Raw genomic sequence first — 26,637 nt, 5'->3', positions numbered from 1 at the left:
AGTGATTCGTGAGCGGCAACCCGGCACCGGTAGCCTTGGCCCTGTGATTGACCTTCGCCTGCTCCGTGAGGACCCCGACCGTGTGCGCGCGTCCCAGCGCGCCCGTGGAGAGGACGTCGCGCTCGTCGACTCCCTCCTGTCTGCCGACGAGCGGCGCAGGTCCTCCGGCGTCCGCTTCGACGAACTGCGCGCCGAACAGAAGCAGCTCGGCAAGCAGATCCCCAAGGCCACCGGCGACGAGAAGGCCGAGCTGCTCAAGCGCGCCGAGCAGCTGAAGGCCGACGTCAAGGCCGCCGACGCCGAGCGCGACGCGGCCGACGCCGAGACCCAGGAGCTGCTGCTCCGGCTCGGCAACCTCGTCCACCCCGACGTCCCGGTCGGCGGCGAGGAGGACTTCGTCACCCTGGAGACGCACGGCACCATCCGCGACTTCGGTGCCGAGGGCTTCGAGCCCAAGGACCACCTGGAGCTGGGCCAGCGGCTCGGCGCGATCGACGTCGAGCGCGGTGCCAAGGTCTCCGGCTCCCGCTTCTACTTCCTCACCGGCGTCGGCGCCCTGCTGGAGCTGGCCCTGGTGAACGCCGCGATGGCCCAGGCCACCGCGGCCGGCTTCACCCCGATGCTCACCCCGGCGCTGGTCCGCCCGCAGTCCATGGCCGGCACCGGCTTCCTCGGCCAGGCCGCGCAGGACGTCTACCACCTGGACAAGGACGACCTGTACCTGGTCGGCACCTCCGAGGTGGCGCTCGCGGCCTACCACATGGACGAGATCATCGACGCCGACAAGCTGCCGCTGCGGTACGCGGGCTTCTCGCCCTGCTTCCGCCGCGAGGCCGGCTCGCACGGCAAGGACACCCGGGGCATCTTCCGCGTCCACCAGTTCGACAAGGTCGAGATGTTCTCGTACGTCGCCCCGGAGGACTCCCAGGCGGAGCACCAGCGCCTGCTGGACTGGGAGAAGCAGTGGCTGACCTCGCTGGAGCTGCCGTTCCGCGTGATCGACGTCGCCTCCGGTGACCTCGGCTCCTCGGCCGCCCGCAAGTTCGACTGCGAGGCGTGGATCCCGACCCAGGGCAAGTACCGCGAGCTGACCTCGACCTCGGACTGCACCGAGTTCCAGTCCCGGCGACTGTCCATCCGGGTCCGCGACGGCAAGCAGGTCAAGCCCCTCGCCACGCTCAACGGCACGCTGTGCGCCGTACCGCGCACCATCGTGGCGATCCTGGAGAACCACCAGCAGGCCGACGGCTCCGTCCGGATCCCCGAGGTGCTGCGCCCCTACCTGGGCGGCCGGGAGGTCCTGGAGCCGGTGGCCAAGTGAGCTTCCCCTACGGGATCGTCGCCACCGACCTCGACGGGACGCTGCTGCGCTCCGACGGATCCGTCTCCCAGCGCACCCGTGACGCGCTCGCCGCGGCCACCGCGGCGGGCGCGGCCCACATCGTCGTCACCGGCCGGGCCGTCCCCTGGACCCGGCACGTCCTGGACGACCTCGGCTACGACGGCCTCGCCGTCTGCGGCCAGGGCGCCCAGGTCTACGACGCGGGCGCGCACCGCCTGCTGACCTCGGTCACCCTGGACCGGCAGCTGGCCGGGGTCGCCCTCGCCAAGATCGAGGCGGAGGTCGGGCCGCTGCACCTGGCGGCCAGCCGGGACGGCCTGGACGGCGAGGTGCTCGTGGGGCCGGGGTACGCGGTCGCGGGCCCGCTGCCCGCCGTGCCCTTCACGGACGCGTCCGATCTCTGGTCCGCCCCGCTGAACAAGATCTACATACAGCATCCGACGCTCGGGGACGACGAGCTGGCGGAGGCGGCACGGCAGGCGGCGGGCGGGTTCGTCAGCGTCGCCATGGCCGGCGCGGGAATCGTGGAACTCCTGCCGCTCGGCCTGTCCAAGGCCACGGGTCTCTCGCTGGCCGCGCGCCGGCTCGGCCTGCGGGCCGCGGACACCATCGCCTTCGGCGACATGCCGAACGACATCCCCATGTTCGCTTGGGCGTCCCAGGGCGTGGCCATGGCCAACGCCCACGAGGAACTCAAGGCGGTGGCCGACGAGGTGACGGCCTCCAACGAGGAGGACGGCATCGCGGCGGTCCTGGAGACCCTGCTGGGATAACCGGCCGCCGCGCCCCGCGGGACCTGCCGCGACAGCCGGCCCCGCCCGCACCGCGCACCCGCACGGCCACGGCCCCTCCGTACGGCGATGCGCCCCGCGTCACCCGCGGGGCGCCTCAGTCGCCCCTTCTGCGCCTGCGCCGACGCCGCGCCTTGCTGAAGAACCAACCCGCGGGCGGCTGGTCCGAGCGCCACGGCTGGGGCTCGGGGGCCTCGGCGCGCCAGCGCGCGGCCAGCATCCGCGCCCGGGCGGACGGCTCGGAGGCCTCCGCGGCGCGGACGAAGGACTCGTCCAGGACCAGCCCCTCAAAGACGTCCCCCTCGAACCCCCCGCCCCCGCTCGGTGTCTCCTCCGCCATCCCGGCCTCCTCGCATACATCCGATTTGCCCAGTGTGCCCGGACGGGGATGAAGTCCCCGTCAAGATCATCGGGGCCGCTCACTCCTCCCCGGCGAGCTTCAGCGACCGCAGTTTGTGGCCGGCGTACCAGGTGGCCAGCACCGTCACCGCCACCAGCAGCAGGACGGCCGTGGTCAGGCCGACGTCGGAGGTGATCAGGTCGCCCCCGGCCACCTTGTGCGCGACCGCCAGCGACCACTGCTGGACGCTCAGGGTGCGCGCCCCGGGCACCAGGGAGCCGAACAGCGCCTCCCAGACCAGCGCGTACACCAGGCCGAAGACCACGGCGTGCCGCGAGACCGTGCCGAGCAGCAGGAACAGCGCCGAGTAGGCGATGGAGGCGACCAGCGCGGCGATCGTGTAGGCGACGGCGATCTGCTGGCCGTTGCCGTTCAGGATCAGCCCGGCGATCATCGTCGGCACCGCCGAGAACACCATGGTCACGGCGATGGCCACGATCAGCTTGGTGAAGATGATGGCCGGTCGCTTCAGCGGCTTGGCCAGCAGGTAGACGACGGAGCCGTCGTCGATCTCCGGGCCGATGGCGCCCGTGCCCGCGATGACACCGATGATCGGCACCATCGTGGCGATGGCGAACCCGCCGAGCACGTCGGCGGCCGTCTGGTCGTCGGCGCCGCTGAGGGCGCGGACGGCCACGGAGATCACGATGAGCAGCAGCGGCAGCGCGCCGAGGATGAGGGCCCGGCGACGGCCGAGCAGGGCCCGGTAGGTGAGCCGGGCGACGGTGGGGTCGTACATCTTCGGCCTCCTACGCCGCGACCAGGTACGAGAAGACGGACTCCAGGGACTCGTCCGACGGCGAGACCGTGAGCAGCCGGATGCCGTGGTCCCTGGCGACCTTCGGCAGCAGGGTGGTGAAGCGGCCGAAGTCGACGGCCTGGACGCGCAGCGCGCCCTCGGCGTGGTCGACCTCGATGCCGGAGGTGGACGGGTCGGCGATCAGCGCGGCCGCGAGGGCGCGGTCGTCGCTGGAGCGCACCAGGTAGCGGTGCGGCCGGTCGGTCATCAGCCGGCGGATCTTGCGGTAGTCGCCGCTGGCCGCGTGCCGCCCGGCGACGACGACCTCGATGTGCCGGGCGAGCTGCTCGACCTCTTCGAGGATGTGCGAGGAGAACAGCACGGTGCGGCCCTCGTCGCCCATCCTGCGCAGCAGGTCCATCAGCTGCATGCGCTGGCGGGGGTCCATGCCGTTGAACGGCTCGTCCAGCAGCAGCAGCGACGGGTCGTGCACCAGGGCGCTCGCCATCTTCACGCGCTGGCGCATGCCCTTGGAGTAGGTGGCGATCCTGCGGTCCTGGGCGTACTCCATCTCGACCGTGGCCAGCGCCCGCTGGGCGGCCTTGTCGCCGAGGCCGTGCAGCTCGGCGTTGGCGACGACGAACTCGCGTCCGGTGAGGAAGTCGTACATCGCCTCCCGCTCGGGGACGATGCCGATGTGCTCGTAGATCCGCTCGTTGCGCCACACCGGCTGCCCGTCGAGGGTGACTGTGCCCGTGGACGGGGCGAGGAAGCCGCCCATCATGTTGATCAGGGTGGACTTCCCGGCGCCGTTGGGGCCGAGCAGACCGGTCACCCCGGGGCCGATGGTCATGGTGATGTCGTTGACGGCGACCACGTTGCCGAACCAGCGGGAGACATGGTCGATGCTGAGGGTCGTCACAGTCCCACCTTCTTGTAGCGGCGCAGCAGCAGGCCGTAGCTGCCGGCGATCAGTGCGAGGGTGACGAGGACGTCGACCGCGCCCTCCCCGGTGGAGGGGGCGACCCCGCCGGGGGCCCGGGTGGTCGCGCCCAGGAAGGCGGACTGGACGCCGTCGATCAGGGTGACCGGTGAGAACAGACCGATCCACGGGACGGCGCCGTCGTGCCCCTGGGTGGTGGCGATGGCCTGGAGGGTGGACACCGCCCCGTAGGAGATGACCAGTACGGCGATCACGGCGGCGATGCCGAAGCCGCGGCGCGGGGTGACGGCGGCGATGACCAGGCCGATGCCGGCGAAGAGCAGGGAGAGCAGGGCCACGGAGACCAGTCCCTCGGCGAATTCCTTCGTCTGGTGGGCGAAGCCCAGCTTGGACAGCAGCGCCCCCACGTACATCACGAGCAGGGGGGCGGCGGTGAGGATGAAGATCGCCGAGGCGAGCGCGGCGAACTTGGCGCGGACGTAGTCGGCGGTCTCGATGGGCCGCGAGAAGTACAGCGGCACCGTCTTGAAGCGCAGGTCGCGCGAGACGGCCTGGGGTGCCTGCGAGGCGACGTACAGGCTGATCACGGCCTGCATCATGATCGCGTAGCGGGTGTAGCCGACCGGCAGTTCGTGAGCCTTGGTGGCGACGGCGACGGCCACCATGATGGCGGCGGGCACGCACATCACCGCGAACAGCAGCATCGGCAGGACCTTGGACTTCACCGAGCGGCCGAGGCCGTAGGCGCCGCGCAGGGACTGCGAGTACAGGGAGCGGCGGGCGTAGGCGCGGCCGAGGCGCGGGCCGTCGTAGCCGCGGTAGCCGATGTCGTGGATACGGGTCGTCTCGCCCGTGAGGGGCTGCTCAACCGCCATGGCCGACGGCCTCCTTCCGCTGCTCGTCGGCGCCGCCGGTCGTGAACACCTCGGCGATGTGGTGCCGGCGCTGCTCCATCCGGATCAGGCCGAGCCCGAGGTCGGCGACCACGTCGCGCACCAGGTCGTACGTCTGCTCGCCGGCGGCGGTGAGCAGCAGGACGTGGCCCGCGCCGGGCAGGCCCGCGCCCTCGCGGGTGACCTCCACCCCGCGCGCGCCCAGCGCCTCGCGCACCGCCCGGGTGCCGTCGGGGTGGGCGTCGCTGTCGGTGACCTCGATCGCGAGGGTGGTCGTGGTCTGGGTGAAGTCGGTGGTGGAGCTGGAGCGCAGCAGTTTGCCGCCGTCGATGACGACCACGTGCTCGCAGGTCCGCTCCAGCTCGCCCAGCAGGTGCGAGGTGACCAGCACGGAGATGCCGAAGTCGGAGTGGACCCGGCGGATCAGGCCGAGCATCTCGTCACGGCCGACCGGGTCGAGGCCGTTGGTCGGCTCGTCCAGGAAGACCAGCTTGGGGTCGTGCACCAGGGCCTGCGCGAGCTTCACACGCTGCTTCATGCCGGTGGAGTAGCCGCCGATGGGGCGGTAGCGCTCCTCGTAGAGGCCGACATGGCGCAGGATGTCCGCGGTGCGCTCGCGCGCGGCGGTGGGCGGCAGCCCCGACATCCGCGCCATGTGCACGACGAACTCGGTGGCCGAGACGTCCGGCGGCAGGCAGTCGTGCTCGGGCATGTAGCCGACGCGCTCGCGGATGGCGGCGCCCTCGGTGGCGATGTCCAGCCCGAGCACCCGGGCGCTGCCCTCGGTGGCGGGGGACAGCCCCAGCAGGATCTTGATCAGGGTGGACTTGCCGGCGCCGTTGGCCCCGACGAGTCCGGTCACACCGGCCCCGATGTCCACGGACAGCCGGTCGAGCGCGGTCACCCGGGGGAACCGCTTGCTCAGGCTTTCGGTCGCGATCACAGTCACCCACCCGACGTTAGTGATCCCGGCCACGCCGGTCGTCAGACCACAGAGCCGTCTTGGGGTCAGACCCAGGTATTACGCATCCCTAGGGGGCGCCCTGCCTCAGGGCCACCCGGAGTCCCCGACGGGCCCGCGCTCCCGCCTATTGACGCCATCTCTAACAACTGCGAGATTCACGTACGTCAAGTTACGGACGCGTACCGCAGCCGACCAGGCGGGTCGGCCGGACAACGGGACGAGGCGGCATGACGACGGCAGTGAGCAGCGAACTCCCCGTGGAGTTGCGGGGATTCAGGCGGGTGCAGCGCCTCGCCTACGAGTGCGCGGAGGCGGTCGCGGCCCGGCTGGAGCCGGGGGTGACCGAGCGCGAGGCGGCGCGGATGCAGCGGGAATGGCTGCGCGAGCGCGGGGTGCGGGACTGGTTCCACCTGCCGTTCGCCTGGTTCGGGGACCGTACGGCGTTCGTGGACTTCCGCGTCCCGCTCCAGTTCTTCCCCACCGACCGCGAGCTGGCGCCCGGGATGCCGTTCATCCTGGACTTGGCCCCGGTCCACGAGGGATACACGGCGGACATCGGCTACGCGGGCTCCCTGGGGGCGAACCCGGTGCAGGACCGGCTGCTGGCCGATCTCCAGGCGCACCGGGAGCTGATCCTGCGCGAGGTGCGCGAGCGGCGCTCCCTGCGCGAGATCTACGAGGACGTGGACCGGCTGATGGTCCGCCAGGGCTACGCCAACCGGCACCGCGCCTACCCCTTCGGGGTGATCGCCCACAAGGTGGACCGGGTGAAGGAGCGCCGCTGGGCGCCCCATCTGTTCGGCTTCGGCACACAGTCCCTCAAGGGCCTGTTCTCGGACGCGCTGCACGGCCACCGCGAGGGCTGGTCGCCCCTGTGGTCGCCGTACCGCTTCTCGGACCACCCGCCGCGGCCGGGCCTGTGGGCGGTCGAGCCCCACCTCGGTTTCCGGGGCACGGGCGCGAAGTTCGAGGAGATCCTCGTGGTCACCGATTCGAAGGACCCCGAGGAGAGCGCGTTCTGGCTGGACGACGACCTGCCGCACGTGCGGCGCTGGGCGGAGGAGAAGTGACGACCCTGAAGGACGCGCGCGAGCGCACGGTACGGACCGGCGGGATCGAGCTCAGCGTGGCCGAACTCGGCGACCCGCGGCAGCCGACGGTGGTCCTGGTGCACGGCTACCCGGACAACAAGGAGGTGTGGTCCGAGGTCGCCCCGCGCCTCGCCGAGCGCTTCCACGTGGTCCTCTACGACGTCCGGGGCCACGGCCGCTCCACGGCGCCGAAGCCGCTGCGCGGCGGCTTCACCCTCGCCAAGCTCACCGACGACTTCCTGGCCGTCGTGGACGAGGTCAGCCCGGACCGGCCGGTGCACCTGGTCGGCCACGACTGGGGCTCGGTGCAGTCCTGGGAGTTCGTCACGGTCGCCCGCACCGAGGGCCGCATCGCCTCCTTCACCTCCGTCTCCGGTCCGTCCCTGGACCACTTCGGGCACTGGATCAACGACCGCCTCAGGCGCCCGACGCCCCGCCGCGTGGGCCAGCTCCTCGGTCAGGGCGCCAAGTCCTGGTACGTGGGCATGCTGCACACCCCCGCGCTGCCGGAGCTGGCCTGGCGCGGCCCCCTCGGCAAGCGCTGGCCGAGGATCCTGGAGAGGACCGAACAGGTCTCCGGCGGCGACTACCCGACCGCCTCCCTGCCCGTTGACGCGGCCCACGGCGCCTGGCTGTACCGGGACAACGTGCGCGCCCGGCTGCGCCACCCCCGCCCGGACGCCCACGCGCACGCCCCGGTGCAGCTGATCGTCCCCGAGGGCGACGCGTTCCTCTCCGCGCGGCTCTACGACGACCTGGAGCGGTGGGCACCCCGGCTGACCCGGCGCACGATCGCGGCGAAGCACTGGGTCCCGCGCACCCGGCCCGACCAGCTGACCGCGTGGATCGAGGAGTTCGTGACGTCCGTCGAGGGCGGCCGCCCCGGGCCTGCGGCCACCGGCGCGCACGCCGCCCGGTTCGGCGGGCAGCTGGTGCTGATCACCGGCGCGGGCAGCGGGATCGGGCGGGCGACGGCGTTCGCGTTCGCGGAGGCGGGCGCGCGGCTGATCGCCGTCGACCGGGACGCGGAGGCCGCGGCCCGCACCGCCGACCTGGCCCGGCTGATCGGCGCGCCCGAGGCCTGGGCGGAGACGGCGGACGTCTCCGACGAACAGGCCATGGAGAAGCTCGCCGAGCGGGTGCACCGCGCGTACGGCGTGCTGGACGTGCTGGTCAACAACGCCGGCATCGGCCTGTCCGGCTCCTTCTTCGACACGACGACCGAGGACTGGCGCACCGTCCTCGACGTCAACCTCTGGGGCGTGATCCACGGCTGCCGGCTCTTCGGGGCGCGGATGGCCGAGCGCGGACAGGGCGGCCACATCGTCAACATCGCGTCGGCGGCCGCCTACCAGCCGTCGCGGATCCTGCCCGCCTACAGCACCTCCAAGGCGGCGGTCCTGATGCTGTCGGAGTGCCTGCGCGCGGAACTCGCCTCGCGGTCCATCGGCGTGACGGCGATCTGCCCCGGCATCGTCAACACCGGTATCACCTCCACGGCCCGCTTCGCCGGTGTCGACGCGGCGGAGGAGTCCCGTCGCCGGAAGAGTTCGGCCCGCCTGTACGGCCTGCGCAACTACCCGCCGGAGAAGGTGGCTTCCGCCGTCCTGGACGCGATCGCGGACAACAAGCCGCTGGTCCCGGTGACCCCGGAGTCCCGGGTGGCGCACGCCTTGTCGCGGGTGCTGCCGGGGGCGCTGCGACGGTTGGCGCGGGTGGAGCCGAAGGTGTGAGACGGGGGGTCGGGGGGAGCCCGCCGTGCAGGCGGCTCCCCACAACCACCGTCTTGTCCGGGCCGGTTGTCCACAGTTTCGTCAATTCCCCTGTGGATAACCCCGGTTGTCTGTGGACCAAACCTCCGCGCGGAAAACAACCTGCGTGATCCGCGTCTCCCCCACATCCTGGGGGCATGGACGAACAACGCACCATCAGGGTGTTCAGATACCTCTCCAGACACCTCCGCCACCAGCCCGACCGGATCGGCCTCACCCTCGACCCCGCCGGCTGGGCCGACATCGACGAGCTGATCACCGCGGCGGCCCGCCACGGCTTCCCCCTCACCCGCGAGGAACTGGCCCGCGTGGTCGAGACCAACGACAAACGGCGCTTCACGATCGACGGCGCCAGGATCCGCGCCGCCCAGGGCCACAGCGTCCCCGTCGACCTCGGTCTGCCCCCGGCCACCCCACCGCCGCACCTCTTCCACGGCACCGTCCCCGCCGCCGTGCGGGCGATCAGGGCGGGCGGACTGAAGCCCATGGGCCGGCACGCCGTCCATCTGTCCGCCGACCGCGCCACCGCCACCCGTGTCGGCGCCCGCCGCGGCCGACCCGTCGTCCTCACCGTCGACGCCGCCGCCATGCACCAAGACGGCCACGTCTTCCACCGCAGCGCCAACGGCGTCTGGCTGACCGCCGCCGTCCCCCCGCGCCACCTGCGCTTCCCGGGCCCCCGCTGACCCCGACCGCAGCACACCGCCCCACCGCTTACCCTCGAACGCATGAGTCTGCGTCTGAGCACCGTGATCCTGCCGTACCGCCGCTGGCACGAGGGCGGCCGCGCGGCCTGGGTGCGCGCCGAGCAGCTGGGCTTCCACACCGCGTACACCTACGACCACCTCTCCTGGCGCAGCTTCCGCGACGGCCCCTGGTTCGGCGCCGTTCCCACCCTGACCGCCGCCGCGGCCGCCACCGAGCGACTGCGCCTGGGCACCCTGGTCACCTCCCCGAACTTCCGGCACCCGGTCACCCTCGCCAAGGAACTGATCTCCCTGGACGACATCTCCGGCGGCCGCGTCACCCTGGGCATCGGCGCGGGCGGCACCGGCTTCGACGCCACCGCCCTCGGCCAGGAACCCTGGACCCCGCGCGAGCGCGCCGACCGGCTCGCCGAGTTCGTGCCGCTGCTCGACCGGCTGCTCACCGAGGACGCGGTGTCGTACGAGGGCCGCTTCTACTCGGCGCACGAGGCGCGCAACATCCCGGGCTGCGTGCAGCGCCCCCGGCTGCCGTTCGCGGTGGCCGCCACCGGCCCGCGCGGGCTGCGGCTCGCCGCGCGCCACGGCCAGGCCTGGGTGACCACGGGCGACCCGAAGCTGTACGAGTCCGGCACCCCGGAGCAGTCCGTCGAGGCCCTGCGCGGCCAGCTCGCCAAGCTGGCCGACGCTTGCGCGGAGACCGGCCGGGACGTCGGCGGCCTGGACAAGGTCCTGCTCACCGGCTTCACCCCGGACCGCGCCCGCCCGCTGAGCTCGCTGGACGCGTTCGTGGACTTCGCCGGCCGGCACCGGGAGCTGGGCTTCACCGAGATCGTCGTCCACTGGCCCATCCCCGACTCCGACTTCGCCGCCGACCAGAAGGTCTTCGAGCGGATCGCCATGGAGGCCCTCGCCCAGCTGGACTGACGTGACCGAAGACACCTCGTGGGGTCCCAGGGGCGCGCGGAGCGTCATCTGCGTCTCATCTGTGCACAGTTCCGCACGCCCGTGCGGGCATATGCGCGAGAATGACCGGATGACCTCAGCGACCAGGCAACCCGGGACCCCCGCCGCCGCGATCCGCCCGCGGCTGATCGCCACCGACCTCGACGGCACCCTGCTGCACGACGACAAGTCGGTCTCCCCGCGCACCGTCGCCGCCCTGGCCGCCGCCGAGGAGGCGGGCATCGAGGTCTTCTTCGTCACCGGCCGCCCGGCCCGCTGGATGGACGTCGTCAGCGACCACGTCCACGGGCACGGCCTGGCCATCTGCGGCAACGGCGCCGCCGTCGTCGACCTGCACGGCGGCCCCGGCGCCCACCGCTTCGTCAAGGTGCGCGAGCTGGCCCGGGGCAACGCCCTGGACGCGGTACGCCTGCTGCGCGAGGCCGCGCCCGGCACCAAGTTCGCGGTCGAGCAGACCTACGGCTTCCACCAGGAGCCGGACTACCCCAAGCTGTTCGTCGAGAAGCCGGACAACGTGCTGTCCGCCGAGGAACTGCTCGCGGCCGACGGTCCGAGCGCCGACCAGCCCGTGCTCAAGATCCTCGCCCACCACGCCTCGCTCGACCCCGACGCGTTCCTCACCCTGGCCCGGCTGGCCGTCGGCGAGCGCGCCACCGTCACCCGGTCCAGCCCCAGCGCCCTGCTGGAGCTCAGCGGCCCCGGCGTCTCCAAGGCCAGCACCCTCGCCCTGTGCTGTGCCGAACGCGGCATCTCCCACGAGGAGGTCGTCGCCTTCGGGGACATGCCCAACGACATCGAGATGCTGACCTGGGCCGGCCAGTCGTACGCCATGGGCAACGCCCACCCCGACGCCATCGCCGCCGCGACCGGCCGGGCACCCGCCAACACCGAGGACGGCGTGGCGATCGTGATCGAGCAGCTGCTCGCCCGGCACGCCTGAGGCCGCTCGTCGGGATCGGGCCGTGCGGTCCGGTCACGCCCCCGGGGACGTCACCGGACCGCCACCAGCGACTCCGCCCGCGCCTCCCGGCGCACCATCTCCCGCAGCGGTCCGTCCACCTCGGCCAGCTCCGCGTAGGTGCCCCGCTGCACCACACGGCCCGCGTCGAGCACGATCACCTCGTCGACCTCGTCCAGCCCGGCAAGCCGGTGGGTGATCAGCAGCGTCGTACGGCCCTCGGTGGCGGCCAGCAGGTCGGCGGTGAGGGCGTCGGCCGTCGGCAGGTCCAGGTGCTCGGCGGGCTCGTCGAGCACCAGCACGGGGAAGTCGGCGAGGAGCGCACGGGCCAGGGCCAGGCGCTGCCGCTGGCCGCCGGACAGCCGCGCCCCGTGCTCGCCGACCAGCGTGTCCAGACCGTCGGGCAGCCCGTCCACCCAGTCCAGCAGCCGCGCCCGGGCCAGCGCCCCGCGCAGCTCGCCCTCGCCGGCGTCCTTCCGGGCCAGCAACAGGTTCTCGCGCACCGAGCTGTCGAAGAGATGCGCGTCCTGCGCGCACAGTCCGACCAGCCGCCGTACGTCGTCGCCGGCCAGCTCGCGGGCGTCCACCCCGGCGAGGGTGTACGTCCCCGAACGCGGGTCGAGGAACCGCAGCAGCACCTGTGCCAGGGTCGTCTTGCCGGAGCCGGAGGCCCCCACCACGGCGATCCGGCGGCCCTCCGCCAGGGTCAGGTCGAGCCCGGCCAGTGCCTCCCCTCGCCGGTCCTCGTGCCGTGCGGTCAGCCCCTTGAGGACCACCGGGAACGGTGACACGGGCGCCTGCCGGGGCCGCTCGGGCTCGCGCACCGGCTCGGGTGTGTCCAGCACCTCGTGGACCCGCTCCGCGCTGCGCCGCACCCGCTGCCGGTAACGGACGGCGAGCGGCAGCCCGAGCACGGCCTCGAAGGCGGCCAGCGGGGTGAGGACCACCACGGCCAGCGCCACCCCGCCGAGCCGTCCCGCGGCCACCGCCTGGACGCCGACCAGCGCCGTGGCCGTGACCGTCAGGCCGGAGATCAGCGCCGTGAGCCCGTCGCCGAGCGCGGTGACGGCGGCGGCGCGCGAGGCGATCCGGGTGAGGGTGCCGTCCGCCGACCGGGCCGCGCCGGTACGGTCCGGCAGCGCGCCGGCCACGGTCAGCTCGGCGGTGCCGGTGAGCAGATCGGTGACGCGGGTCGCCAGTTCGCCGCGGGCCGGCGCCAGCCGTCGCTCGGTGCGCCGGGCCGCAGTCGCGGTCACCAGGGGCACGCCGACCCCCGCCGCGAGCAGGCCCGCCGCGAGGACGGCGCCCGCCTCGGGCAGCAGCCAGGCGGTGAAGCCGACGGTCGCGGTGGAGACGAGGAGGGCGACCGAGGCGGGCAGCAGCCAGCGCAGCCAGTAGTCCTGGAGTGCGTCCACGTCCGCGACCAGCCGGGTGAGCAGATCACCGCGGCGGACGCTCTTCAGCCCCGCGGGAGCCAGCCGTTCGAGGCGCCGGTAGACGGCGACCCGGATGTCGGCCAGCATCCGCAGCACGGCGTCGTGCGAGACCAGCCGCTCGGCGTAGCGGAACACCGCCCGGCCGATCCCGAACGCCCGGGTCGCCGTGACCGCGACCATCAGGTACAGCACCGGCGGCTGCTGCGAGGCCCGGGAGATCAGCCATCCGGAGGTCGCCATCAGTCCGACGGCACTGCCGAGCGCGAGGCTGCCCAGCAGCCAGGCCAGTCCCAGCCGGCCCCGCCAGGCCGCGCCGAGCCCCCGGACCCGGGCGAGCGCGCTCCGCGCCCGTCCCGGCTGCCCGGCCGGCGCGGATGCCGGCTCGGCGGACTCGTCCTCCGGCCCGGGGCTCCGGGTGGCGGGCCGTGCGTCCAGGGGGGCCGGTTCCCCGAGGACGCCCACCGGTTCGGTGGATTCGAGCCGCACCACCCGGTCGGCCACCTCCAGCAGCGCGGGACGATGCACGACCACCAGCACCGTGCGGCCCGCCGCGAGCCGGCGCACCGCCGAGACGACCTCGGCTTCCGTCACCCCGTCCAGTGCGGCCGTCGGCTCGTCCAGCACCAGCAGCGGCCGGTCGGCGAGGAACGCCCGCGCGAGCGCCAGCCGCTGCCGCTGCCCCGCGGACAGCCCGGCCCCGTCCTCCCCGAGCACGGTGCCCGCGCCTTCCGGCAGCGCGTCCACGAAGTCCAGCGCCCCCGCGTCCCGCAGCGCGCGCCGCACGGCGTCGTCGTCCGCGTCGGGCCGCGCCAGCCGTACGTTCTCCGCGACCGTCCCGGCGTACAGATGCGGTCGCTGCGGCACCCACGCGATCCGCGAGCGCCACTCCTCCGGATCCAGCTCGGCGAGATCGACGCCCCCGATCCGCACTCGCCCGCGCGCGGGGCGCACAAAGCCCAGCAGCACATGCAGCAGCGTCGACTTGCCCACCCCGCTCGGCCCGACGAGCGCCACGGTCTCCCCGGGCTCGACGGTGAACGACACCTCGCTCACGGCGTCCGTGGAACGCCCGGGGTAGCGGACCGTGACCCCCTCGAAGGCCACCGCCCCCGACGGCACCGCGCCGCTACCGGATGTCGGCACCGGCGTCTCCAGCACCGCGAAGATCTCCTCCGCGGCGGCCAGTCCCTCCGCGGCCGCGTGGTACTGCGCCCCCACCTGGCGCAGCGGCAGGTACGCCTCCGGCGCCAGCACCAGGATCACCAGGCCGATGTACAGATCCATGTCGCCGTGGACCAGCCGCATGCCGATCGTCACGGCGACCAGCGCGACGGACAGCGTGGCCAGCAGTTCCAGCGCGAAGGAGGAGAGGAAGGCGATCCGCAGGGTCCGCATCGTGGCCTGCCGGTACTCACCGGTGATCCGGCGGATGGACTCGGCCTGTGCCCTGGCCCGGCCGAACACCTTCAGCGTGGGCAGGCCCGCGACCACGTCCAGGAAGTGACCCGACAGCCGGGACAGCAGCCGCCACTGCCGGTCCGTCCGGGACTGGGTGGCCCAGCCGATCAGCATCATGAACAGCGGGATGAGCGGCAGGGTGATGACGATGATCGCGGCCGACACCCAGTCCTCGGTGACGATCCGCGCCAGCACCGCCACCGGCACGACCACCGCGAGCCCCAGCTGCGGCAGATAGCGCGAGAAGTAGTCGTCGAGGGCGTCCACCCCGCGCGTGGCCAGCGTGACCAGCGAGCCGGTGCGCTGACCGCCGAGCCATCCGGGGCCCAGCGCGGCCGCCCGGTCCAGCAGCCGGCCCCGCAGCTCGGACTTCACGGCCGCGCTCGCCCGATGGGCGGCCCGTTCGGTGAGCCAGGCGACCAGGGCCCGGCCCACGGCCACCGCGACCAACAGCAGGAGAGGAGTGCGCAGTTCGGTGAGGGACCGCCCGTGCTGGAAGGCACCGACGACCACCTCGGCGATGAGCATCGCCTGGGCGATGACCAGCCCGGCACCGACGGCTCCCAGGCCGACGACCGCCACGAGGAAGAAGCGGGTGGCGCGGGCGTATCGCAGCAGACGCGGATCGACTGGTTTCACGTGAAACAGGCCCTTCGGTCCAAGGGGTGTGTTTCACGTGAAACACACCCCGGCGGACTCAATGTGCGGCTTCGGCGATGTGCTGGGTGCCGATCCGCTTGCGGAACACCCAGTAGGTCCAGCCCTGGTAGAGCAGCACCAGCGGAGTGGCGATCACCGCCAGCCAGGTCATGATCTTCAGGGTGTACGGGCTCGACGAGGCGTTGGAGACCGTCAGGCTCCAGTCCCCGTTGAGGGTCGACGGCATGACGTCGGGGAAGAGCGACAGGAAGAGCATCGCCACGGCCGCCACGATGGTGAGGCCGGACAGGCTGAACGCCCATCCCTCGCGCCCGAGGTGGTTCGCCGTCAGCGCGCCCAGCAGGGCGACGACCGCCACGACCAGGGCGACGAGGCTCTTGCCGTCACCACTGTGGGCCTGCGTCCACAGCAGGAAGCCGGCCGCCAGCACGGCGGCGACGAGACCGGCCCACCGGGCCAGCTGCCGCGCCCGTGTCCGGATGTCCCCGACGGTCTTCAGCGCCGTGAACACCGCTCCGTGGAAGGTGAACAGGCTGAGCGTCACCAGTCCGCCGAGCAGGGCGTAGGGGTTGAGCAGGTCCCAGACGCTGCCGACGTACTCGAAGTGCTGGTCGATCTTGACCCCGCGCACGATGTTCCCGAAGGCCACGCCCCACAGGAACGCCGGGAGCAGGGAGGTCCAGAAGATCGCCGTCTCCCAGTTGCGCTGCCAGTTCTCCTCGGGCCGCTTCGCCCGGTACTCGAAGGCGACGCCCCGGACGATCAGGCAGACCAGGATGAGGAGCAGCGGCAGGTAGAAACCGGAGAAGAGGGTGGCGTACCAATCCGGGAAGGCGGCGAAGGTCGCGCCGCCCGCCGTGAGCAGCCAGACCTCGTTGCCGTCCCAGACCGGGCCGATGGTGTTGATGAGCACCCGGCGTTCGGCCCGGTCCCGGGCCAGCAGCTTGGTGAGGATGCCGACCCCGAAGTCGAACCCCTCCAGGAAGAAGTAGCCGGTCCACAGGACGGCGATCAGGACGAACCAGACGTCGTGAAGTTCCATGACTGTTCCCTCGGCCTAGTACGAGAAGGCCATCGGCTTGTCGGCGTCACGGGTGTCGCCGCCGATCTTCGTGGGCGGGTTGAGGTCGTCCTCGGTCAGCTCGGGCGGTCCGGCCTTGACGTACTTCGCGAGCAGCTTGACCTCGACCACCGCGAGGATCGCGTACAGCGCGGTGAAGACGATCAACGAGGTGAGGACCTCGCCCTGGGAGACACCGGGGGAGACCGCGTCCCTGGTCTGGAGGACGCCGTAGACGACCCATGGCTGGCGGCCCGTCTCGGTGAAGATCCAGCCCCAGGAGTTGGCGATCAGCGGGAAGGCCATGGTCCAGGTCGCGATGCGCCAGAACCAGGGAGCCATCTTGGGGCCGAGCGCCTTCTTCGGGAACAGCACCAGGTGCGGGATCTCGTCCTCGCCGACCCGCAGATGCTGGGGCAGCATGAACTTCTTGCGGGTCAGCCACAGTCCGGCCAGGCCGATGGCGAAGGAGGCCATGCCGAAGCCGATCATCCAGCGGAAGCCCCAGAAGGCGACCGGGATGTTGGGCCGGTAGTCGCCGGGCCCGAACTTCTGCTGCTCGGCCTTGTTGACGTCGTTGATCCCGGGGACCTCCGACGTGAAGTTGTCGTCGGCGAGGAAGGAGAGCAAGCCGGGTATCTCGATGGCGACCGTGTTGTGGCCCTTCTCCACGTCGCCGTAGGCGAAGATCGAGAACGGCGCCGGCTTCTGGCCGTCCCACAGCGCCTCGGCGGCGGCCATCTTCATCGGCTGCTGCTTGAACATGACCTTGCCGAGGGTGTCGCCGCTGACCGCGGTGAGCAGGCCGGCGATGACCACGGTGATCAGACCCAGCCGCAGCGAGGTCTTCATCTCGCGGATGTGCTTCTTGCGGGCCAGGTGGTAGGCGGATATGCCGACCATGAAGGCACCACCGGTCAGGAAGGCCGCGGAGAGAGTGTGGAAGGCCTGGCTCAGGGCGGTGTTCTGGGTCAGCACCGCCAGGAAGTCGGTCAGCTCGGCGCGCCCCCGCGCCTTGTCGATCTTGTAGCCGACCGGGTGCTGCATCCAGGAGTTGGCCGCCAGGATGAAGTACGCCGACAGGATCGTGCCGATCGAGACCATCCAGATGCAGGCCAGATGGATCTTCTTCGGCAGCTTGTCCCAGCCGAAGATCCACAGGCCGATGAAGGTGGACTCGAAGAAGAAGGCGATCAGCGCCTCGAAGGCGAGCGGGGCACCGAAGATGTCACCGACGAAGCGGGAGTAGTCCGACCAGTTCATACCGAACTGGAACTCCTGCACGATGCCGGTGACCACACCCATCGCGATGTTGATCAGGAAGAGCTTGCCCCAGAACTTCGTCGCCCTGAGGTACTTCTCCTTCTCCGTGCGGACCCAAGCCGTCTGCAGCCCGGCCGTGAGGGCGGCCAGGGAGATCGTCAGCGGAACGAACAGGAAGTGGTAGACGGTGGTGATCCCGAACTGCCAGCGCGCCAGTGTCTCCGGCGCCAAAGCCAAGTCCACGTCGTCACTCTCCTTACTACGCCGTGGTACTGCGGCGATTCGCCCCGACTGTCACGTACATACGGGGCAAACGGGACGCGCTTGTGAACGCGTTCACATTCACAAGCCATTATGGCGCACTGGTTTTCGGCCAGGAAGTCCGGGGTCGCCCTCTTGCCTCGGAGTCAAGATCCGCACGGCCCGGACTGTGTCCTCCGGCGGAGGCCCTTGCGCGGGCATGGATCTTCCAGCCTGCGGGTAATCCCCACCGCGGGCTGCGCAGATGCCCCGGAAACCCCTGTTTCACGTGAAACGGGCGCCCGGCAGAGCCGGGCGCCCGTGATCTTCTCCGCTGTGAGCCGGACTACATCTCCTTGCGGAACGCCTCCGTCACCTTCAGGAAGATGTCGTTCGCCTCGGTCTCGCCTACCGTGACCCGGACCCCCTCGCCCGCGAACGGCCGGACCACGACCCCGTGCTCCTCACAGACCTGGGCGAACGCGGTCGTCCGCTCCCCGAGCCGCAGCCACACGAAATTGGCCTGCGTCTCCGGCACCGTCCAGCCCTGCGCCCGCAGCCCCTCGACCACCCGATTGCGCTCGCACACCAGCGAGCCGACCCGGCCCAGCAGCGCGTCCTCCGCCCGCAGCGAGGCGATCGCCGCCTCCTGCGCCAGCTGGCTCACCCCGAAGGGCACCGCGGTCTTGCGCAGCGCCGCGGCCACCGGCTCATGGGCGATCGCGAAGCCGACCCGCAGCCCGGCCAGGCCGTACGCCTTGGAGAACGTCCGCAGGACGCAGACATTGGGCCGCTCCCGGTACAGCTCGACGCCGTCGGGCACCTCGGGGTCGCGGATGAACTCCCGGTAGGCCTCGTCCAGCACCACCAGCACATCCCGGGGCACCCGGTCGAGGAAGCGCTCCAGCTCGGCCCGCCGCACCACCGTGCCGGTCGGATTGTTCGGGTTGCAGACGAAGATCAGCCGCGTCCGGTCGGTGATCGCCTCGGCCATCGCGTCCAGGTCGTGCACCTCGCCGGACGTGAGCGGCACCTGTACCGACCGGGCCCCGCTGATCTGCGTGATGATCGGGTACGCCTCGAACGACCGCCAGGCGTAGATCACCTCGTCGCCGGGGCCGCTGGTCGCCTGGATCAGCTGCTGGGCGACGCCCACCGAGCCCGTGCCGGTGGCCACATGGGCGGCCGGCACCCCGAAGCGCTCCGCCAGCTCCGCCGTCAGGGCGGCGCACGACATGTCCGGGTAGCGGTTGAAGGAGGCGGCGGCCGCGGTCACGCTCTCCAGCACACCGGGCAGCGGGGGGTACGGGTTCTCGTTCGAGGACAGCTTGTAGGCGACCGGACCCTCGGCCGCGGCCGGCTTGCCCGGCTTGTAGGTGGGGATACCCTCCAGCTCGGCGCGCAGCTTGGGGCTCGTCTCGCTCACCGCAGTCCTCCTCGCGACCACCGGCGGACCGTCGACACCACCGGCTTCCAATACTGCTCACCATATGAGGATTCGGCTCCGCTGAGTATGGGTCGTGGGCAAACCTCCTGGATCGCGACAGCGGCACGGGCATCACGCCAGGAAGACACCGTTTCGGGGGGCGCACCGCACATATATCTATGCGCCGGTGGCTTACGCCCTGGCGCGCATCACCCGTCAAGGTGAGTTGAGACCTCTTCGAAACATCGGACCATTGGCAGGCTCATCCGCGCCGTCACATCGTGTCTTGCAAAGAAAGCGCTCAACTACCATGGATTCCGAGGTAGTTGACCCCGAACGGCCATGCAGAAACGTGCCTGTCAACGAGTGCATATGCGTCCGCCCTACCCCACCGCATGAGCCCTACTATCGGCTCGCCATGACAGCAGCAGGGAAGCACCAGGTGAGCCGCGCGGAAACCTCACGTCGAGGCAGCAGGCCGAGCCGGGCAGGCATCAGGGACGTGGCCGCCGCCGCCGGCGTCTCCATCACGACCGTCTCCGACGCCCTCAACGGCAAGGGCCGGCTCCCGGATGCCACCCGGCGCCACGTCCGCGAGGTCGCCGACCGGCTGGGGTACCGCCCCTCGGCCGCCGCCCGCACCCTTCGTACCGGAAAGTCGGGCCTGATCGGCCTGACCGTGACCACGTACGGGGATGAACCTTTCACCTTCACCGAGTTCGCGTACTTCGCCGAGATGGCGCGGGCCGCCACCTCGGCGGCGCTCGCCCGGGGCTACGCCCTGGTCATCCTGCCCGCGACCTCCCGCCACGACGTGTGGTCCAACGTCGCCCTGGACGGCACCGTCGTGATCGACCCCTCCGACCAGGACCCGGTGGTCAGCGAACTGGTACGCCAAGGCCTGCCCGTCGTCTCCGACGGCCGCCCGGCCGGCGCGCTCCCGGTCACCGCCTGGGTAGACAACGACCACGAGGCCGCCGTCCTCGGCATCCTCGACCACCTCGCCGCCGCCGGCGCCCGCCGTATCGGCCTGCTCACCGGCACCTCGACCGACACGTACACCCATCTGTCCACCACGGCCTATCTCCACTGGTGCGAGCGGGTCGGCCAGGACCCGGTCTACGAGTCGTATCCGGCGCACGATCCGTGCGCGGGCGCCGTCGCGGCCGACCGGCTGCTCGCCCGCCCGGACCGGCCCGACGCCGTCTACGGCCTGTTCGACCCCAACGGCACCGATCTGCTCGCCGCCGCCCGCCGCTACGGGCTGCGCGTCCCCGACGACCTGCTGCTGGTGTGCTGCAGCGAGTCCACCGTGTACGCCAGCACGGAGCCGCCCATCACCACGCTCTCCCTGAAGCCGCGCCGCATCGGCACGGCCGTCGTGCAACTGCTCATCGACGCCATCGAGGGCGTGGAGTCGGAGCAACCGGTGGAGCAGGTGATACCGACCGAACTGATCGTGCGCACGTCCTCCCAGCGGCGGCCCCCGCGCACCACGGTCAGCCCGCCGCGCACCCCCGACGACGCGTAGCACGGACGGCGCCGGAGCCCCGGACAGAACCCCCGGCGGCCGCGCGCCGCTCGGGCCACACAGGGCCCGCGGCCCCTGGAGCGGGGGCGAACACCTGCCCAAACAGGGAGAAATCGGCGGTGCGGCGGAGCCTTGTTCCGATTCACCACCCCTGGGTCATCACATGGCGCGACGCGCATTCCTATGATGGGCCCACGACACCGCGGACCGCTGCGACCAGGCAGTCCGAAGCGGTGCAGATGCGGCGCGATGGTGGAGGGGTCTGATGACTCAGGGGGCCGGTCAGGGACCCGAGGTGGAGCGGACGGCGACGCTGCGCGACTTCCGGGTACCCGCGTACGTCCACGAGACCGGTCCGTACGTCCACCAGGACCAGCAGGCCGACACCGCGCCACCCGCCGAGGAGTCGTACCCCGAGGGCTACACGCCCACCCAGCGCGATCTGCCCGTCATCAACCGCGGCGACGCGCTCCAGGTCCCCGTCGACCCGATGCCCGCGACCCCGGCCCCGCAGCCCGCGGCCGGCCCCGGCCCGCTGTTCGTCGTCGGCGACGTCCACGGCTACCTCGACGAACTGATGGCCGCCCTGCGGGAGCAGGGCCTCATCGACGACGCGGGCCAGTGGTGCGCCGGCACCACCCGGCTGTGGTTCCTCGGCGACTTCACCGACCGCGGCCCGGACGGTATCGGCGTCATCGACCTGGTGATGCGGCTGTCCGCCGAGGCGGCCGCGGCCGGCGGCTACTGCAAGGCCCTCATGGGCAACCACGAGCTGCTGCTGCTCGGCGCCAAGCGGTTCGGCGACACGCCCGTCAACTCCGGTGCGGGCACGGCCACTTTCCAGGCGGCCTGGCTGCTCAACGGCGGCCAGAAGACCGACATGGACCGCCTCCAGGACCACCACCTCCAGTGGATGGCCCGTCTGGACGCCGTCGAGCAGGTCGACGGCTATCTGCTGGTGCACTCCGACACCACCGCCTACCTGGACTTCGGCGACTCGATCGAGGCCGTCAACGACAACGTCCGCGAGACGCTCACCCGCAACGACGCGGACGAGTGCTGGGACCTGTTCCGCAAGTTCACCAAGCGCTTCTCCTTCCGCGACGAGGGCGGCGCCGACGCCGTACGCGCCCTGCTCGACACCTACGGCGGCACCCGGATCGTGCACGGCCACAGCCCCATCCCCTACCTCCTCGGCGAGGTCGGCTCCGAGGACGACGAGGAGGGCAACGGCCCGGTCGTCGAAGGACCGCACGTCTACGCCGACGGCCTCGCCATCGCGATGGACGGCGGAGTGACCATGGCCGGAAAGCTGCTGGTCCGCCAACTCCCCCTGGAGCACTGACCGTTCCTCCGGCGGGTCCCGCCCCCGCGGAGTACGCGCAGGCCGGGACCCAATTTCCGGCAATCCCCTGTCACCACGCGCCGTCGCGGCTCTACCATCGGCTTATCCGTAGCAGGCTCCCCTCCGTTTCTGCCCGACGGCTCGCAGGTGTGCGGGCCCCAAGCCCTACGGAGCATCGGGGGATGCACATGAACAGCCTTCCGCAGCACCTGCGGAGCGAGGACCGCCAGGAATTCGAGCGGCTCCTCGACGAGGTTCTGCGCTCAGCACCGCACCGAGCGGAACTGGCCGCCGCCGGACAGCGGCTCAGCCCCGCACAACTGCGCACCATGGCCATCGCCGCCTGTGCGCTCATCACGGCGGCCGCGTCCGCCGAGTACGCGCACTACGTACGGATCCGCGACGAACTGCGCCGCCCGGAACCACCGGCGACCACGGACGGCTCCGACCCCACCGGAACCGACCCGGCCGCCGGGCCCCATGGGGCGGGTGCCATCGCGGTCGTCGCCGTCCTGGCGCCCCTCCTGTCCGCCACCGCGGCGGCGATATTTCTGCTCATCGGCTACATCCTGAGAAGCCTGGACCCCGGACAGCCCCTGGCCGGCACCATGCTCACCGCCGGCTGGGTGTTCGGGGCCCTGACCGTGGCGGCGATACTCGTCGCCGCCGTCGGATTGCTGCTCACCGCGCTGCGCAACGGCGCCTCGCCCGAGTCCCGGGCCCGTGACGCCGCCGCCGAAGAGGTGGCCAGAGCGAGAGAGGCATGGCAGGACGCCCTGCTGGAGCGCGGCATCCTGCCGTTCCTGCGGGAGGCCCTCGGCGAGCCCGGCCCGGCCGCACCGCACCGCACACCCGCCCCGCGCGGCCGTATGCCCCGGCTGGGCTACGACCGTCCCGGCTTCAGCAGCCCCGACGACGGCATCCGCACCGACCGCCCCCGCTACACCAGCCCCGACTACACCAGCCCCGACTACGGCGGCCCGGAGCACCAGCCGGACTGACCTCGCCGGGCGGCCGTGCCACAGCCGGAGGGCCACAACGGGAGGACCACAGCGGGCAGGCCGCACCCGCCGTCCACCGAGCCGGTGCCGGCCGGCCCGTGCGGACGGCGGGTCCAGCCTGCCCCGCTCAGTCCGCGATCGGCAGGTACACCCGGTTCCCCGAGGCCGCGAACTCCGCCGACTTCTGCGCCATCCCCTCCTCGATCTCGGCCCGGCTGCCACCGTGCTCGCGGCGGATGTCCTGCGAGATCTTCATGCTGCAGAACTTCGGACCGCACATCGAACAGAAGTGCGCCGTCTTGGCGGGCTCGGCCGGCAGGGTCTCGTCGTGGAACTCGCGGGCCGTGTCCGGGTCGAGGGCCAGGTTGAACTGGTCCTCCCACCGGAACTCGAACCGCGCGTCCGACAGCGCGTCGTCCCACTCCTGCGCGCCCGGGTGTCCCTTGGCGAGGTCGGCCGCATGGGCGGCGATCTTGTAGGTGATGACACCGGTCTTGACGTCGTCTCGGTTGGGCAGGCCCAGGTGCTCCTTCGGCGTGACGTAGCAGAGCATCGCCGTGCCCCACCAGGCGATCATCGCGGCGCCGATGCCGGAGGTGATGTGGTCGTACGCCGGCGCGATGTCCGTGGTCAGCGGGCCGAGCGTATAGAACGGTGCTTCATCGCAGATCTCCTGCTGAAGGTCGATGTTCTCCTTGATCTTGTGCATCGGGACGTGCCCGGGGCCCTCGATCATCGTCTGTACGTTCAAACGCCTGGCGATCCGCCCGAGTTCCCCGAGCGTGCGCAGTTCCGCGAGCTGCGCCTCGTCGTTGGCGTCGGCGATGGAGCCGGGCCGCAGACCGTCACCCAGCGAGTACGTGACGTCGTAGGCGGCGAGGATCTCGCACAGTTCCTCGAAGTTCTCGTACAGGAACGACTCCTTGTGGTGCGCCAGGCACCACGCGGCCATGATGGAGCCGCCGCGCGAGACGATGCCGGTCTTGCGGTTGGCGGTGAGCGGTACGAACGGCAGCCGCACCCCTGCGTGGACGGTCATGTAGTCCACGCCCTGCTCGGCCTGCTCGATGACCGTGTCCTTGTAGATCTCCCAGGTCAGCTCCTCGGCCCTGCCGTCGACCTTCTCCAGGGCCTGATAGAGCGGCACCGTGCCGATGGGCACGGGGGAGTTGCGCAGCACCCACTCGCGGGTGGTGTGGATGTTGCGGCCGGTGGAGAGGTCCATGACCGTGTCGGCGCCCCAGCGGGTCGCCCAGGTCATCTTCTCCACCTCTTCCTCGATGGACGAGGTCACCGCGGAGTTGCCGATGTTGGCGTTCACCTTCACCAGGAACCGCTTGCCGATGATCATCGGCTCGATCTCCGGGTGGTTGACGTTGGCGGGCAGCACCGCGCGGCCCGCGGCGATCTCCTCACGGACCACCTCGGGGGAGACGTTCTCCCGAAGGGCCACGAACTCCATCTCCGGGGTGATCTCGCCCCGGCGCGCATACGCGAGCTGCGTCACCGCCTGCCCGTCACGGCCCCGCCGGGGCTGACGCGGGCGTCCCGGGAAGACCGCGTCCAGATTGCGCAGCCCCCCGCGCGGCGAGGTGTGCTTGATCCCGTCGTCCTCGGGGCGGACGGGACGGCCCGCGTACTCCTCGGTGTCGCCTCGGGCGATGATCCAGTTCTCCCGCAGCGGCGCCAGGCCCCTGCGGACATCGGTGTCGACGTGCGGATCGGTGTACGGGCCCGAGGTGTCGTACAGCGTGACCGACTGCCCGTTGGTGAGGTGCACCTGACGGACCGGCACGTGCAGGTCGGGGCGCGAACCCTCGACATACGCCTTGTGCCAGCCGATGGACTTCCCGGCCTCCTCGGACATGTCGTCCTGGATGGAGGCAGGCGTGCGTGCGTCCTTGTTGGTCATGAGACCTACTCCCTACGCCGGCATTACCCGGTAACAGGTTCGGCGGTCGACGCAGCGGTTTCCGTCGGTCCGACGCCTCCCGTGGAACATCGCTCGTTCCACGTGAAACATCGCGTCTACGGAGGTCAGCGCCCTCTCAGCCCGGTGCTCCGAGCTCCCGCGTGTGCAAAGGTGACTCCACGCTAGCGCCATCGATGGCGCGATGAACAGTGGGCCTCCCCGGTTCTTGCGATGATCTGGCGATGACCAGGATGGAGCAGCACCCGCGCCGGCCGTCCGGCCCACGCCGACCCGGCGGCTCGGACCGTCCGGGACCTGACCACCTGCACGGCCACGTCCACACCGCATCGCACGACTCCTCCCCCGGTCACGGCCACAGCCATGGCCACGGGCCCGCCGCGCCCGTGTCCCGGCATCTGCGCAAGGTGATCGCGGCGGTCCTGGTCCCGTTCGCCGCGGCGGTGGTGGTCGGCCTGGTGGCGCTCTGGCCCGGTGGCACCCCCTCCCACAAGCACAGCGGCGTCGGCTTCGACCGGCAGACCCAACAGGCCACCGTCACCCGGGTGGTGGCGGTCGACTGCGCCTCGGTGCACGCCTCGGGTGGAGCCCCGGCCGCCGACCCCTCCGCCACCGGCGGCTCCCCGGCGGGGCAACGGTCCGGTGGCACCTGCAAGAAGGCGACCGTCCGGGTCGACACCGGCAAGGACAAGGGCCGTACGTTCACCGAGATCGTGCAGCCCGACCAGTCCCGGCAGCTGCACCAGGGCGAGCAGGTGGTCGCCGCCTACGAGCCCACGGCGCCGCGGGACCTCCAGTACTCGGTGACCGATGTGAACCGCACGTTCCCGATGGCGCTGCTCGCGGGCGTCTTCGCGCTCGCCGTCGTGGTGGTGGGCCGGATGCGGGGTGTCATGGCCCTCGTCGCCCTCGCCGTGAGCTTCCTGGTGCTCAACCAGTTCATCCTGCCCGCGATCCTCCAGGGCTCCAACCCGCTGCTCGTGGCGGTCGTGGGGGCGAGCGCCATCATGCTGATCGCCCTGTACATGTGCCACGGCCTGTCGGCCCGTACGTCGGTGGCGGTTCTCGGCACCCTGATCTCGCTGTCGCTGATCGGCCTGCTCGGGGCGCAGTTCATCGGCTGGGCGGCCCTCACCGGCAACACCGACGACAGCACCGGGCTGATCCACGGGCTGTATCCCAAGATCGACATGAGCGGTCTGCTGCTGGCCGGGGTCATCATCGGTTCGCTCGGCGTCCTGGACGATGTGACGGTGACCCAGACCTCGGCCGTGTGGGAGCTGCACGAGGCCAATCCCTCGATGGGTCCGCGCGGTCTGTACCGGGCGGCCATCCGCATCGGCCGCGACCACATCGCCTCCGTCGTCAACACCCTTGTGCTCGCCTACGCCGGCGCCGCGCTGCCGTTGCTGCTGCTGTTCTCCATCGCGCAGAGCGGTGTGGGGACGGTGGCCGACAGCGAGCTGGTGGCCGAGGAGATCGTGCGCACCCTGGTGGGTTCCATCGGCCTGGTGGCCTCGGTGCCGGTCACCACCGCGCTGGCCGCCCTGGTCGTGGCGTCCGACCGGCGGGAACCGGGCACCGGGGCCGCCACGGGCGCCCGGCCCGCTGCGGCGCGGGGCGGCCGGGGCCGGCGCCGCAAGCGGTGAGCCGGGCGGGCCCCTCGCCGTAAGCGGTGCGCAAGGAGGGGCCACCACCGGAAAGGGTGCACGGGGTGGGGCCCC

General features: G+C 71.6%; 21 protein-coding genes. 11 read left to right on the top strand and 10 right to left on the bottom strand.

Features of this window, described 5'->3' with window-relative positions; translation table 11 throughout:
- Positions 1 to 43 precede the first annotated feature (43 nt).
- The gene (gene serS / locus ACSP97_RS18390; RefSeq protein WP_355146616.1) at positions 44 to 1,321 is read left to right on the top strand and encodes a serine--tRNA ligase; all 1,278 of its coding nucleotides are present in this window, start codon (positions 44 to 46) and stop codon (positions 1,319 to 1,321) included.
- Positions 1,318 to 2,115: an HAD family hydrolase gene (locus ACSP97_RS18385; RefSeq protein ID WP_355146614.1), complete on the top strand. Its 798-nt coding sequence runs from the start codon at positions 1,318 to 1,320 to the stop codon at positions 2,113 to 2,115. Before serS ends, ACSP97_RS18385 begins: the two co-directional genes overlap by 4 nt.
- A gap of 115 nt (positions 2,116 to 2,230) precedes the next feature.
- Here the strand turns inward: ACSP97_RS18385 and ACSP97_RS18380 are convergent, their stop codons facing one another.
- The 5 genes from ACSP97_RS18380 to ACSP97_RS18360 all read right to left on the bottom strand — a co-directional run bounded on the left by ACSP97_RS18380 (position 2,231) and on the right by ACSP97_RS18360 (position 6,051).
- On the bottom strand, positions 2,231 to 2,473 hold the full coding sequence (locus tag ACSP97_RS18380) for an SGM_3592 family protein (protein ID WP_355146612.1): 243 nt from the start codon (positions 2,471 to 2,473) through the stop codon (positions 2,231 to 2,233).
- 79 nt (positions 2,474 to 2,552) lie between these two features.
- Positions 2,553 to 3,272: an ABC transporter permease subunit gene (locus ACSP97_RS18375; RefSeq protein WP_355146610.1), complete on the bottom strand. Its 720-nt coding sequence runs from the start codon at positions 3,270 to 3,272 to the stop codon at positions 2,553 to 2,555.
- Between the two features lie 10 nt (positions 3,273 to 3,282).
- Positions 3,283 to 4,194: an ABC transporter ATP-binding protein gene (locus ACSP97_RS18370; protein ID WP_355146608.1), complete on the bottom strand. Its 912-nt coding sequence runs from the start codon at positions 4,192 to 4,194 to the stop codon at positions 3,283 to 3,285.
- The gene (locus ACSP97_RS18365) at positions 4,191 to 5,090 is read right to left on the bottom strand and encodes an ABC transporter permease (RefSeq protein ID WP_355525754.1); all 900 of its coding nucleotides are present in this window, start codon (positions 5,088 to 5,090) and stop codon (positions 4,191 to 4,193) included. The genes ACSP97_RS18370 and ACSP97_RS18365 overlap by 4 nt, the downstream gene beginning before the upstream one ends.
- Positions 5,080 to 6,051, bottom strand: a complete 972-nt coding sequence (locus tag ACSP97_RS18360; RefSeq protein ID WP_364724054.1) for an ABC transporter ATP-binding protein — start codon at positions 6,049 to 6,051, stop codon at positions 5,080 to 5,082. The genes ACSP97_RS18365 and ACSP97_RS18360 overlap by 11 nt, the downstream gene beginning before the upstream one ends.
- A 248-nt stretch (positions 6,052 to 6,299) precedes the next feature.
- Between ACSP97_RS18360 and ACSP97_RS18355 the strand changes: the two genes are divergently transcribed.
- The 5 genes from ACSP97_RS18355 (at position 6,300) to ACSP97_RS18335 (ending at position 11,545) form a co-directional block, all read left to right on the top strand.
- Positions 6,300 to 7,142 carry a M24 family metallopeptidase gene (locus ACSP97_RS18355; protein WP_391870214.1) on the top strand — a complete coding sequence of 281 codons (843 nt, stop codon included), beginning with the start codon at positions 6,300 to 6,302 and terminating at the stop codon, positions 7,140 to 7,142.
- Positions 7,139 to 8,896: an SDR family oxidoreductase gene (locus tag ACSP97_RS18350; protein ID WP_440558339.1), complete on the top strand. Its 1,758-nt coding sequence runs from the start codon at positions 7,139 to 7,141 to the stop codon at positions 8,894 to 8,896. The genes ACSP97_RS18355 and ACSP97_RS18350 overlap by 4 nt, the downstream gene beginning before the upstream one ends.
- Before the next feature lie 176 nt (positions 8,897 to 9,072).
- Positions 9,073 to 9,621 carry an RNA 2'-phosphotransferase gene (locus ACSP97_RS18345; RefSeq protein ID WP_440558336.1) on the top strand — a complete coding sequence of 183 codons (549 nt, stop codon included), beginning with the start codon at positions 9,073 to 9,075 and terminating at the stop codon, positions 9,619 to 9,621.
- Between the two features lie 42 nt (positions 9,622 to 9,663).
- Positions 9,664 to 10,566: an LLM class flavin-dependent oxidoreductase gene (locus tag ACSP97_RS18340; RefSeq protein ID WP_355146598.1), complete on the top strand. Its 903-nt coding sequence runs from the start codon at positions 9,664 to 9,666 to the stop codon at positions 10,564 to 10,566.
- Positions 10,567 to 10,675: 109 nt separating this feature from the next.
- The gene (locus ACSP97_RS18335; RefSeq protein WP_355146596.1) at positions 10,676 to 11,545 is read left to right on the top strand and encodes an HAD-IIB family hydrolase; all 870 of its coding nucleotides are present in this window, start codon (positions 10,676 to 10,678) and stop codon (positions 11,543 to 11,545) included.
- Between the two features lie 50 nt (positions 11,546 to 11,595).
- Here the strand turns inward: ACSP97_RS18335 and cydD are convergent, their stop codons facing one another.
- The 4 genes from cydD to hisC form a co-directional block, all read right to left on the bottom strand.
- Positions 11,596 to 15,096 (bottom strand): thiol reductant ABC exporter subunit CydD, encoded by a 3,501-nt coding sequence (gene cydD / locus ACSP97_RS18330; RefSeq protein ID WP_440558334.1) that lies wholly within the window; start codon positions 15,094 to 15,096, stop codon positions 11,596 to 11,598.
- A gap of 58 nt (positions 15,097 to 15,154) precedes the next feature.
- Positions 15,155 to 16,159, bottom strand: coding sequence for a cytochrome d ubiquinol oxidase subunit II (cydB, locus tag ACSP97_RS18325; RefSeq protein WP_358296188.1), 1,005 nt, complete (start codon positions 16,157 to 16,159; stop codon positions 15,155 to 15,157).
- A 15-nt stretch (positions 16,160 to 16,174) separates the two neighbouring features.
- The gene (locus ACSP97_RS18320; protein WP_355321462.1) at positions 16,175 to 17,683 is read right to left on the bottom strand and encodes a cytochrome ubiquinol oxidase subunit I; all 1,509 of its coding nucleotides are present in this window, start codon (positions 17,681 to 17,683) and stop codon (positions 16,175 to 16,177) included.
- Positions 17,684 to 18,026: 343 nt separating this feature from the next.
- Entirely contained in the window at positions 18,027 to 19,106 is a 1,080-nt protein-coding gene (hisC, locus tag ACSP97_RS18315; protein ID WP_355146588.1) for a histidinol-phosphate transaminase, read from the bottom strand.
- Positions 19,107 to 19,524: 418 nt separating this feature from the next.
- Between hisC and ACSP97_RS18310 the strand changes: the two genes are divergently transcribed.
- From ACSP97_RS18310 to ACSP97_RS18300, 3 genes are all read left to right on the top strand, one after another.
- The gene (locus tag ACSP97_RS18310; RefSeq protein ID WP_355146586.1) at positions 19,525 to 20,637 is read left to right on the top strand and encodes a LacI family DNA-binding transcriptional regulator; all 1,113 of its coding nucleotides are present in this window, start codon (positions 19,525 to 19,527) and stop codon (positions 20,635 to 20,637) included.
- Positions 20,638 to 20,902: 265 nt separating this feature from the next.
- Positions 20,903 to 21,982 (top strand): metallophosphoesterase, encoded by a 1,080-nt coding sequence (locus ACSP97_RS18305; protein WP_355321466.1) that lies wholly within the window; start codon positions 20,903 to 20,905, stop codon positions 21,980 to 21,982.
- A 182-nt stretch (positions 21,983 to 22,164) separates the two neighbouring features.
- Positions 22,165 to 22,983, top strand: a complete 819-nt coding sequence (locus ACSP97_RS18300) for a hypothetical protein (protein WP_440558331.1) — start codon at positions 22,165 to 22,167, stop codon at positions 22,981 to 22,983.
- Positions 22,984 to 23,110: 127 nt separating this feature from the next.
- Here the strand turns inward: ACSP97_RS18300 and thiC are convergent, their stop codons facing one another.
- Positions 23,111 to 24,895 carry a phosphomethylpyrimidine synthase ThiC gene (thiC, locus tag ACSP97_RS18295; protein WP_440558329.1) on the bottom strand — a complete coding sequence of 595 codons (1,785 nt, stop codon included), beginning with the start codon at positions 24,893 to 24,895 and terminating at the stop codon, positions 23,111 to 23,113.
- Between the two features lie 242 nt (positions 24,896 to 25,137).
- Between thiC and ACSP97_RS18290 the strand changes: the two genes are divergently transcribed.
- Positions 25,138 to 26,562, top strand: coding sequence for a YibE/F family protein (locus ACSP97_RS18290; RefSeq protein ID WP_440558326.1), 1,425 nt, complete (start codon positions 25,138 to 25,140; stop codon positions 26,560 to 26,562).
- Positions 26,563 to 26,637 lie beyond the last annotated feature (75 nt).

The organism is Streptomyces sp. SCPE 10, assembly GCF_051980735.1.
Classification (GTDB): domain Bacteria; phylum Actinomycetota; class Actinomycetes; order Streptomycetales; family Streptomycetaceae; genus Streptomyces; species Streptomyces misionensis.
This window is presented reverse-complemented; position numbering and strand designations above follow the sequence as displayed.

Excerpts from the sequence above, each read along its gene's own strand:
- ACSP97_RS18365 (WP_355525754.1), bottom strand. The coding sequence starts at position 5,090 with ATGGCGGTTGAGCAGCCCCTCACGGGCGAGACGACCCGTATCCACGAC.
- ACSP97_RS18310 (WP_355146586.1), top strand. The coding sequence starts at position 19,525 with ATGACAGCAGCAGGGAAGCACCAGGTGAGCCGCGCGGAAACCTCACGT.
- thiC (WP_440558329.1), bottom strand. The coding sequence starts at position 24,895 with ATGACCAACAAGGACGCACGCACGCCTGCCTCCATCCAGGACGACATG.
- cydB (WP_358296188.1), bottom strand. The coding sequence starts at position 16,159 with ATGGAACTTCACGACGTCTGGTTCGTCCTGATCGCCGTCCTGTGGACC.
- ACSP97_RS18335 (WP_355146596.1), top strand. The coding sequence starts at position 10,676 with ATGACCTCAGCGACCAGGCAACCCGGGACCCCCGCCGCCGCGATCCGC.
- ACSP97_RS18380 (WP_355146612.1), bottom strand. The coding sequence starts at position 2,473 with ATGGCGGAGGAGACACCGAGCGGGGGCGGGGGGTTCGAGGGGGACGTC.
- ACSP97_RS18345 (WP_440558336.1), top strand. The coding sequence starts at position 9,073 with ATGGACGAACAACGCACCATCAGGGTGTTCAGATACCTCTCCAGACAC.
- ACSP97_RS18375 (WP_355146610.1), bottom strand. The coding sequence starts at position 3,272 with ATGTACGACCCCACCGTCGCCCGGCTCACCTACCGGGCCCTGCTCGGC.
- ACSP97_RS18290 (WP_440558326.1), top strand. The coding sequence starts at position 25,138 with ATGACCAGGATGGAGCAGCACCCGCGCCGGCCGTCCGGCCCACGCCGA.
- ACSP97_RS18355 (WP_391870214.1), top strand. The coding sequence starts at position 6,300 with ATGACGACGGCAGTGAGCAGCGAACTCCCCGTGGAGTTGCGGGGATTC.
- ACSP97_RS18340 (WP_355146598.1), top strand. The coding sequence starts at position 9,664 with ATGAGTCTGCGTCTGAGCACCGTGATCCTGCCGTACCGCCGCTGGCAC.
- ACSP97_RS18305 (WP_355321466.1), top strand. The coding sequence starts at position 20,903 with ATGACTCAGGGGGCCGGTCAGGGACCCGAGGTGGAGCGGACGGCGACG.
- ACSP97_RS18300 (WP_440558331.1), top strand. The coding sequence starts at position 22,165 with ATGCACATGAACAGCCTTCCGCAGCACCTGCGGAGCGAGGACCGCCAG.